The following is a 4,972-nucleotide window of genomic DNA, read 5'->3' on the forward strand; positions in this document are numbered from 1 at the left end:
CGCCACTCCTGACGCAGCACCCGAATTTCCGAGGTCTGCGGGAAAGAGCCTATGGTGGTGGTCGGCAACAGCGGCAGCTTGAGATCATGGCGCTGGGCCTGCGCTCGCACCGGATAGGCACTCTGGCGGTCGAAATCACTGTTGGTCAGGCTGGCAAGGCGCGACTGTACCGCTTTCTTGTGTACCCGGCTGTCTGACTCCCGCGCCACGATAGGCTGACTGTAGGCGGTGATCTTGTCCAGTGCTCCGCCATCGAGATAGTCGGAGAGCAGCCCCAGCTCATAGCACTTTTGCAGGGCGAAGGCGAACCAGCTGCGGGTCTGGGTGTCCAGCTCGTGCTCCAGGGTGAGATCCACCGGGCTATGCAACAGGGAGCAGGAAGAGGCCACCCAGAGCCGCTCGCCCAGCTTCTCTTTCAATGCTTTCAGCGTTGGCGCCAGCTTGGCCAGATTGGCACGCCAGACGTTGCGGCCATTGATCACCCCGGCAGAGATGACCCACTGGGCCGGCAGGTGCGGGACCAGCGTCTCAAGCTGCTCGGGTGCCGCCACCAGATCCAGGTGCAGGCCATCCACCTTGAGGCTGGTGATGATGTCGCGCTGATGGGCAACCGAGCCGAAATAGGTGGTGAGCAGCAGCTTGCAGGGACCGCTCAGGCGCTCATAGGCATTGAGATAGGCCAACCGCCACTCGTCCGGCAGGTCCAGCGCCAGCACCGGCTCATCGATCTGCACCCACTCCACGCCTTGTGCAGCCAGCTTGGCCAGGATCTCCTGGTAGACGATAAGCAGACGGTCGAGCAGTTCGAGGCGCGAAAAGCCGCTCTCTTTCTCCTTGCCAAGCCACAGATAAGAGACGGGCCCCAGCAGCACAGCCTTGACTGGCAGTCCCAGCGCCTTGGCCTCTTCCACTTCGTCAAACAGCTGGCTCCAGCCCAGCTTGAAGCGCTGGTCGCGGCTGAACTCGGGCACCAGGTAGTGATAGTTGGTGTTGAACCACTTGGTCATCTCGGCGGCGGCGGCAGCCGGGCCGGTCGGCGCACGGCCACGAGCCACCCGGAACAGGGTATCGAGATCGGTGTCACCGTGGCGGTGACGGGCAGGCACTGCGTCCACCAGCAAGCTGGTGCCGAGCACTTGATCGTACCAGGCAAAATCCCCCACCGGCAGCAGGTTAACCCCGGCGGTGCGTTGGGCCTGCCAGTGACGCTCACGCAGGCTCTTGCCGGTGGCGATAAGTTCCGCCTGAGTGGTCTCGCCACGCCAGTAAGATTCGAGGGCAAATTTCAGCTCGCGCTTGGCGCCGATACGGGGGAAGCCCAGTGTGTGTGCTCGTGTCATAGGTCCAATTCCTTATGCTCATTCATCTGATGGGAAACTGGATGATTTGGCCATCCAGATGTTTACACATCCAAAATGACAAGATAAGGTGGCGTTGGCTATTGAATCCTTTTCAACAGCCTCTCAAAAAATCCGCGATTGATGCAACAAGGAGCCATGTTATGGCAGTGCCAAGCAATGCAGGTCTGGAAATCAAGCACTTGAGAACCCTGACCGCGCTGGCCGAGCAGGGGTCGCTGGCCGGTGCCGCGCTGACTCTCAACCTCACCCAGTCAGCCCTCTCCCATCAGCTCAAAGAGCTGGAGACCCGCCTCAATCTGGAGCTCTACCTGCGCAAGAGCCGCCCCCTGGTGCTGACGGCGGCAGGCCAGCTGCTGCTGAGTCTGGCCCGCCAGGTGTTGCCCGCGCTATCCCAGACCGAGAAGCAACTGCACGCCCTGCAGAGCGGCGATGCGGGCAGGCTGCATCTGGCGCTCGATTGCCACAGCTGCATCCAGTGGCTGCTGCCGCTCTTGCCCGACTTTCGCCGCCAGTGGCCGGGGGTGGACCTGGAGGTGGAGTCGGTGCCCGGCTTTGATGCCATCAATGCCCTGCTCGGCGGTCAGCTCGACTTGCTGCTCACCTCGGACGTGCAGGCTCGCGGCGATCTCCACTTCGAACCGCTGTTTGCCTTCGACCTCAACTTGGTGATGGCGCCGGATCACCCCCTCTGCCACCAGAGCCGCATCGAGCCGAGCGACCTTGGGCCAGAGGTGCTGCTGGTCTACCCGGTGGAGCGCAGCCGCATGGATATCTTCAGCCGCTTTTTGCAACCCGCCGGGGTGGAGCCCGCCCGCTGCAAGCTGGTGGACAATACCTCCGTCATGCTGCAGATGGCCGCCGCCGGGCTCGGGGTCGCCGCCCTGCCGCGCTGGGCCAGCGAGGAGTTTGTGCGGCAGGGCTTGCTCGAAGCCAGGCCGCTGGGGGGCGGAGTCCGCCGTCATATGTATGGCGCGGTGCGGGCCGCCGACAAGGATCAAGCCTGTCTGCAGAGCCTGTTCGAGCGCATTCGCAGCAAGATGGGTGAGCAAAAAGAGGCGTAAGAACACCACCGATGGGGCAATACAGGTCAGTTAAGGGTCTTTTCATCGTGGGTCATCGTCTGCCCTGTCTCGTGCAAGAAGGCCCGCTGCAACTGCCAGCACGGCCAGGGGATACGAGTGGGGAAGATCGGTGTCATTGAGGGTCGGGACGCGACCAGCAGAGGGGCATGCCCGCCCAAGTGGCCACATTCAACATAGCCGCCCCCCATGCCTTCAACAAAGCCGTCAAGCCAGGTTGTCAACCTGTCACAAAAGTAACGCATTTCCCTGTCAGATTGTTTTAAAACAAATATATCAATTAGCCTGAAAAGCCCATAAAGTCCTCGTTCGAATCTTTTTCAGGGAGAGCAAAGATGAAAAAAATTGCCTTGATCACCGGAGCCCGTGGCGGCATAGGATCTGCTATCACCACCGCCTTGCTGGCCCAGGACTATCGCATCATTGCCACCCACTCCAGCGGCAACGGTGCAGCAGCCCACGACTGGTACGGGGAGCAGGGTTATCGACCGGATCAGGTGCGGCTACTGCCACTGGATGTGACAGACACCGCCATGTGTCGTACAACACTGGGTCACCTGTTGCAGGACGAGGGCCGGGTGGACGTGCTGGTCAACAACGCCGGCATCACCCGGGATGGCGCCTTCAAGCGCATGACACCTGAGCAGTGGTTCGAGGTGATCCAGACCAACCTGTGCAGCCTCTACAACGTGACCCAGCCGTTGTTCGACGCCATGTGCGAGCAGCGCGATGCCCGCATCATCAACATCTCCTCGGTCAACGGCCAGAAGGGGCAGTTCGGTCAAGTCAACTACTCGGCAGCCAAGGCGGGCATGCTGGGCTTCACCAAAGCGCTGGCGGCGGAGGGGGCCCGCTTCGGGGTCACGGTCAACGCCATCGCTCCCGGTTACACCGCCACCCCTATGGTGGAGGCGATCCGCAGCGATATCCTCGACAGCATCAAGGCCGATATTCCCATGCACCGCCTCGCCAAGCCGGAGGAGATCGCCGCCGCCGTGGCCTTTCTCGCCAGTGAGGCGGGCGCCTATATCACGGGGGAAACCCTGTCTATCAACGGCGGCCTCTATATGAAATAGCGCCGGGATCAATGCAAGCGACAGAGGGCAGCCAACAGGCTGCCCTCTGCTTTTAGCAAGTCAAGACAAGATGGCGCGCCCCCTGTCAGTCACCCGGCTCAGGGGCGCGCCGGCACAGCCCCCAACGGCTCGGCGAAGTGGCTGCGCAGGGCCGTGATCACTCGTCGCACCTTCTCCGGGATCTCCCGCTGGGGAGTAATAGCGTGGATCTCCATGGGCGGCACCCGAAAGCCCGGCAGCAGCTCCAGCAGCCGACCCTGGGCGAGATCCTCGGCGATTTCCCCCTCAGGTTGCAGCGAGACCCCCTGCCCCACCAGCGTGAACTGACGCAGCGGCAAGACGTTGTTGCACACCACCCTGGGCTTGGGTTTGACCTTGTGGCCCAGCCCCTTGTCGTCGAAGAAGGTCAGGCCCCCGCTCAGCATGTCCGCCGCCAGCCAGTCGTGTTCCAGCAGATCTGCCGGGCTACGCGGTGTCCCCTTGCGGGCCAGATAGGCGGGCGAGGCACAGAGCAGCATCCGGGTCTGGCCCAGCTTGCGCGCCACCAGGGTGGAGTCGGACAGGGTGCCGACCCGCAGCGCCACGTCAATGCGCTCGGCGATGAGATCCCGCTTCTCGTCGTCGGCGATGATCTGGATGCACAGGCCGGGATGGGCCTGCAACAGCGGCGACAAGGCCCGCGCCAGCGGCTGGCCCGCCATCCCCACGGGCGCCGTGATCCGCACCTCGCCGAGCAGGCTGTCGCGTACCTCGGAAAGGCGCAACTCGGTCTGGTTCAACGTCTGTTGCAACGACTGGCATCCCTGCCACACCACTTCCCCCGCCTCGGTCAGGTTGAGACGACGGGTGGAGCGGTGCAGCAGGGGGAGGCCAAGCAGGCTCTCCAGCTGGCTGATATGCTGGCTGACGGCGGAGGGAGTCATACCCAGGGCCTTGGCGGCGCCCGTCATGCTGCCCGCCTCCACCACGGCGGCGAAGATGGCGTAACGTTTGAGCTGTTCCATTGTTAAATCCAGCTTACAAGTGAATCAATTTTATAGTCGATTATTAAATCACATTCGACGGCGTAGGATAGCCTCATTCCAACAGTGAAGGAGAATCCCCCATGAAAATTGCCCTGATCGGTGCCAGCGGTTTTGTCGGTACAGCCATCCTCAATGAAGCCGTCAGCCGCGGCTATCACGTCACCGCCATCGTCCGCGATGTCAGCAAAGTCGCTGCCCACCCGCAGGTCACCGCCGTGGCGGTAGATGCCCAGAACCCACAGGCACTGGCCAAGGTGCTCAAGGGGCACGACCGGGTGATCAGCGCCTACAACCCGGGCTGGAGTGCACCGGACATCTACGACCAGTACCTCAAAGGGGCCAAGGCCATAGTCGCGGCAGCCAAAGCAGCCCACAGCTGGTTGCTGGTGGTCGGTGGTGCCGGCAGTCTGGAAATCGCCCCCGGCGTACAT

At 62.4% G+C, this 4,972-nt stretch carries 4 protein-coding genes and 1 pseudogene; 3 read left to right on the plus strand and 2 right to left on the minus strand.

The genetic code is table 11. From position 1 onward, the window contains the following. A pseudogene (locus tag AAC083_RS06370) lies at positions 1-1,340 on the minus strand (5-methyltetrahydropteroyltriglutamate--homocysteine S-methyltransferase); the annotation flags it as partial. A 161-nt stretch (positions 1,341-1,501) separates the two neighbouring features. Between AAC083_RS06370 and AAC083_RS06375 the strand changes: the two are divergent. Further along, positions 1,502-2,422, plus strand: coding sequence for a LysR substrate-binding domain-containing protein (locus AAC083_RS06375; protein WP_108536109.1), 921 nt, complete (start codon positions 1,502-1,504; stop codon positions 2,420-2,422). A gap of 353 nt (positions 2,423-2,775) precedes the next feature. Next, positions 2,776-3,516, plus strand: coding sequence for an SDR family oxidoreductase (locus AAC083_RS06380; protein ID WP_108536111.1), 741 nt, complete (start codon positions 2,776-2,778; stop codon positions 3,514-3,516). A gap of 98 nt (positions 3,517-3,614) precedes the next feature. On the opposite strand, the gene AAC083_RS06385 is transcribed toward AAC083_RS06380, so the two are convergent. Beyond that, positions 3,615-4,520: a LysR family transcriptional regulator gene (locus AAC083_RS06385; RefSeq protein ID WP_108536112.1), complete on the minus strand. Its 906-nt coding sequence runs from the start codon at positions 4,518-4,520 to the stop codon at positions 3,615-3,617. A gap of 101 nt (positions 4,521-4,621) precedes the next feature. On the opposite strand from AAC083_RS06385, the gene AAC083_RS06390 reads away from it, so the two are divergent. Next, the coding region (locus AAC083_RS06390) for an NAD(P)-dependent oxidoreductase (protein WP_146181598.1) at positions 4,622-4,972 on the plus strand (351 nt) is incomplete at its 3' end.

This window comes from Aeromonas sp. HMWF014 (assembly GCF_963878295.1).
Taxonomy (GTDB): Bacteria; Pseudomonadota; Gammaproteobacteria; order Enterobacterales; family Aeromonadaceae; genus Aeromonas; species Aeromonas popoffii.